A 3,911-nucleotide genomic window follows, 5' to 3' on the forward strand; every position below is an offset into this window, starting at 1 on the left:
CCCTTACTCTCTTTAATATTATATCATGTTTTTTTTGCTAAATGTGAATACAAAATATCTATCTCATACAGGGTCTCAAAGTGGTCGGAGACAAAGCTGATGGTAACAACGATCAAACGTCTTACGCCCTCGGCAGAGAGTTGTAGGATTTTTTCCTCCGTGGAGGGAGTCAGCCACTTTACGGGACCGCTTCGACTCTGAAAGGACAGGTGGTAGGTTGGCCCGGGCAGTCTTTCTTTTATGAGGTCTATGGTCTTGTTGAGTTCATCGAGGTATGGGTCGCCGTTTTCGATGAAGTAGACCGGCAGACCGTGTGCGCTCATCAGGATATGACAATCTGCGTGATCGTCCTCACCGATGGCCTCTACAATGGACTTGACGAGGGCATCGATGTAGAGTCTGTTTTGCGGCCAACTGCGGATGTAGGTACAGGGCAACGGATAGGTCTTGAGCACGTTCTGTAGTTCGGCAAATGCCGATCCGGTTGTGGCCAGGCTGTAGTGTGGGTAGAGGCTCAGGGCGATCAGTTGCTGTATGCCGTCTTCGTAGGCCTGTGCAACCGCCGCCTCTATAAACGGATGCCAGTATCGCATCCCCACGTAGACACTGAAGTTGTCACCGAGGGAGGTTTGCAGTGCATTGGCCTGTTCAAGTGTGAGGCGAGTGATGGGGGATGCTCCGCCGATCTGTTGGTACATTGCCCTGGTCTTTGGTGCGCGGCTCAGGGCAATAGAGGCGGCAATGGGGCGTTGCAAAAACTCTGGCCCCAGCTTTATGATCAGGCGGTCGGAGAAGAGGTTGTACAGAAACGGTCTCACCGCCTTCAGTGAGTCCGGCCCTCCGAGGTTTAAGAGCAGCACGCCAGTGGTATTCCTTTTCTCCGTCATCGGAATATTGTAACATAATCAAGAAAAAAAGAAAGAAGAAGAAAAAGACAATAAACATTTCCTGCGTGTACCGGAGCATGTAGTAGTTGTCTGTGAACTCACCAGACTTATGGGGTCATTGGGTGAATTACGTTATAGCTACTTATGCTCTTCTGCTTATCCGCTGACAAGGCACACCGCACTACAGCGATTCTTTAATTGGTTGGATTCGAAAAATGGGATATAACAATACAAGCATCACCTTAGCGATATCATCTGTGGCCGACGGCCAACATGCAATCTATATCGACGGCATGTTGTCCCATTACATCTACGAGACCGAAGTCGCCTACCTCCTTGCGGAGACACGCAGGAACTTCTGGCGTCACGACCCTGTTGCAGGTGCCACTCTCGGCAGGCAGTTGTACGACCTGCTCAATCGTGGAGCGGGGACACTTGCGGGGCTCATCGACACTACCAGGGTTGCCGGTGCGCATACGCATCTGTACGTGCAGACGCCGTATGAGTTGACGCAGTTACCGTTTGAGTTGTTGCACAACGGGGGCTTTATCCTGCTCAACCACAACATCCACGTGGTCAGACTCGTTGATGATCGGGGGAGGTTAGCTACGGTTGAGCCGAAAAAAGAGCCGCTTAGGATGCTCTTTATGGCCTGTTCGCCGACCGATTTGCACGCAAAAAATGTCCTAAACTTTGAAAAAGAGGAGGAACGCATCTTTAACGTTACCGGCAGATATAACATCGACATGAGGGTTGAGGACACGGGCAGCCTTGAGGGACTTAGGCAGGCCAACATCGCCGGTGGTGGATTTGACATCATCCACATAACGGGACATGCCGGACTTGATAAGGATATGGGGTCGGTGTTCTACATGGAGGATGAGGCCGGCAAGTCGCGGAAGGTCTCATCGGAGATGCTTTGGCACGCAATTAGGGATTTCCCACCGCGGGTGCTTTTCCTTTCCGGCTGTTCAACGGGGAGTAGCTATGAGGATGCAAGTTCTGAATCCTTTGCTTACCAGATGTCGCTTAAGGGTATAAAGTGGGTGCTTGGGTGGGGCTTGCCTGTTTCGGATGATGGTGCAACGCTGGTGGCTGCCGAGGTATACAGGTGTCTCTCAATTGGCATAGGGATCGACCATGCCGTGCAAAGTGCCCGAAGATTGCTTGATAGCCGATATCACCCCTGGCCGCTCTTGAGGCTGTTTGGTGACGCTACGCCGATTGTGCCGTTGGTAGCGGCTGGTTTGCCGGTCTCTGCCAACCCCGTTAAGCTCAGACACAAGACCCTCAAGGACAGCAACGTGCGTGTGCTTGACAGTGGATTTGTTGGCAGGAGGCGGCATGTTCAGCAGGGTGTAGGCGTGCTCAGGGGGGCAACTGACAAGTACGGGCTTTTGGTGCGCGGCCCCGCAGGGATCGGCAAGAGTTGTCTTGTCGGCAAGCTCGTTGAGAGGTTTGCGGACAAGAAGGAGCTGCTCGTCTTTCACGGTGTCATCAGCGAGGCGGATGTTATCGTGAAACTGAAGAAATTGCTTGACAGATTGGGCAATGAGGATGGTTTAGCGATTCTAACATCTGATAGCTCGTATGAGAAAAAGATAAAGGCCCTCTTTCGCACAGTCTTTAAAAATGAGACTCCAACAATAATATACTTTGATGACTTTGAACAAAATCTTGATCGTAATGGCTATCAGTATTGTGTTAAAAAGGAGCTTGAGGGCATCATTCGTCCCTTTCTTGAGGCGATTGACTGGGCTGAGGGCAACAGCAACGTTGTGATATCGAGCCGGTATCCATTCATCCTTGAACTTGGCGGTGAAAACCTGCCAGATAAGAAACTCTTTGAAATTGCGCTCATGTCCTTTTATGGTGCCGACTTAGCCAAGAAAACACGAGAGCTCGAATCTATCGCACAGAGCAGGCACGCTGCGTCGTATCTCAAATACGGCGGTGGCAATCCCCGGCTGCTGGAGTGGTTAAACGTTATCGCCAAATATGAGAAAAAGTACAACCTGATTGATCTTGAGGCGGAGCTGCGGGGCAAGCAGGATGAGTTCATCCACGCTTATCTTGCGGATGTGATCGCAAAGACAGAGGGGGAGGGGTTCAACAAGTTCATTCAACGAGCGGCTGTGTACAAGGAGCCTGTTGATGCGACTGCCTTTGAGGCGTTTGGTGGCGCTCAGTTCTTAAACACAGCTGTTGACCTGACGTTGGTTGAACGTGAGGTGCGAGCCAGGGGTGAGTTTGTGTATTGGGTAACGCCTGTGATTCGCGATACCATGTGGGGCAAGTTGACGGCTGAGGAAAGGCTTGAAACCCACGGACTTGCGTATCAATGGTATGACGGTTGGATTTCTGTAGCCACCGAGTCGAATTACAAGTACCTGGAGGAGGCCGTTCGTCACGCACTTGAAGTGGGTAACGTCCGTGGTGCGTGTCCTCATGCGCGTGAGTTGGGGGATTACTTTGACCGGATGGTCTTATATCGGCAGGGTCGTGCGATTATGGAAACGGTCGCCGTCAGGGTCTCAGATGCGGTGGTGGATGAGGCCAAGGCAACAAAGGATATAAGTGTTGGCAATTTTCTTAATGAGTATGCCACGTCATTATGGAAGTTAGGCGACGCAAAGCAGGCGATTGTGTTTTACGAAAAATCACTTGATATCATGCTGGAAGTCTATGGCGAAAGACATCCGTCTGTGGCTACTTTGTATAACAACATTGCCTACGTATTTCGTCGGACAGGTGATCCCCAAAAGGCAGCCTCCTACGCTGCAAAGGCCAAAGCGGCATGGTCTTAAAACAGGAAGACAAAGAAGATACGAAGAAAATTACGCTACAGGGGATGAGTGAGGTGTCTTCTGAGATCAACACAAGTGAACATCCTTATACTGATCATAGATACCTCACAGTATAGTACCACTATCAACCGTGGTTGCAAGGATTTAAGCCACTTTTATACCTGTGTAATATGGCATTGTTACTGTGCGTGAGCAACGTGACCACGTTTGAATGGAG

General features: G+C 50.5%; 2 protein-coding genes. One reads left to right on the forward strand and one right to left on the reverse strand.

Translation table 11 applies throughout. The features are described 5' to 3' along the window. Positions 1–23 precede the first annotated feature (23 nt). Complete coding sequence (hemH, locus tag HWQ67_RS14005; protein ID WP_218253311.1) at positions 24–887, reverse strand: ferrochelatase; 864 nt, start codon at positions 885–887, stop codon at positions 24–26. Between the two features lie 215 nt (positions 888–1,102). On the opposite strand from hemH, the gene HWQ67_RS14010 reads away from it, so the two are divergent. Next, positions 1,103–3,694, forward strand: coding sequence for a CHAT domain-containing protein (locus HWQ67_RS14010; protein WP_218253312.1), 2,592 nt, complete (start codon positions 1,103–1,105; stop codon positions 3,692–3,694). Positions 3,695–3,911: the final 217 nt, after the last annotated feature.

The organism is Candidatus Magnetobacterium casense (assembly GCF_019173545.1).
In the GTDB taxonomy this organism is placed as follows: Bacteria; Nitrospirota; Thermodesulfovibrionia; order Thermodesulfovibrionales; family Magnetobacteriaceae; genus Magnetobacterium; species Magnetobacterium cryptolimnobacter.

Coding starts and splice junctions, on each gene's coding strand:
- hemH (WP_218253311.1), bottom strand. CDS start 887: ATGACGGAGAAAAGGAATACCACTGGCGTGCTGCTCTTAAACCTCGGA.
- HWQ67_RS14010 (WP_218253312.1), top strand. CDS start 1,103: ATGGGATATAACAATACAAGCATCACCTTAGCGATATCATCTGTGGCC.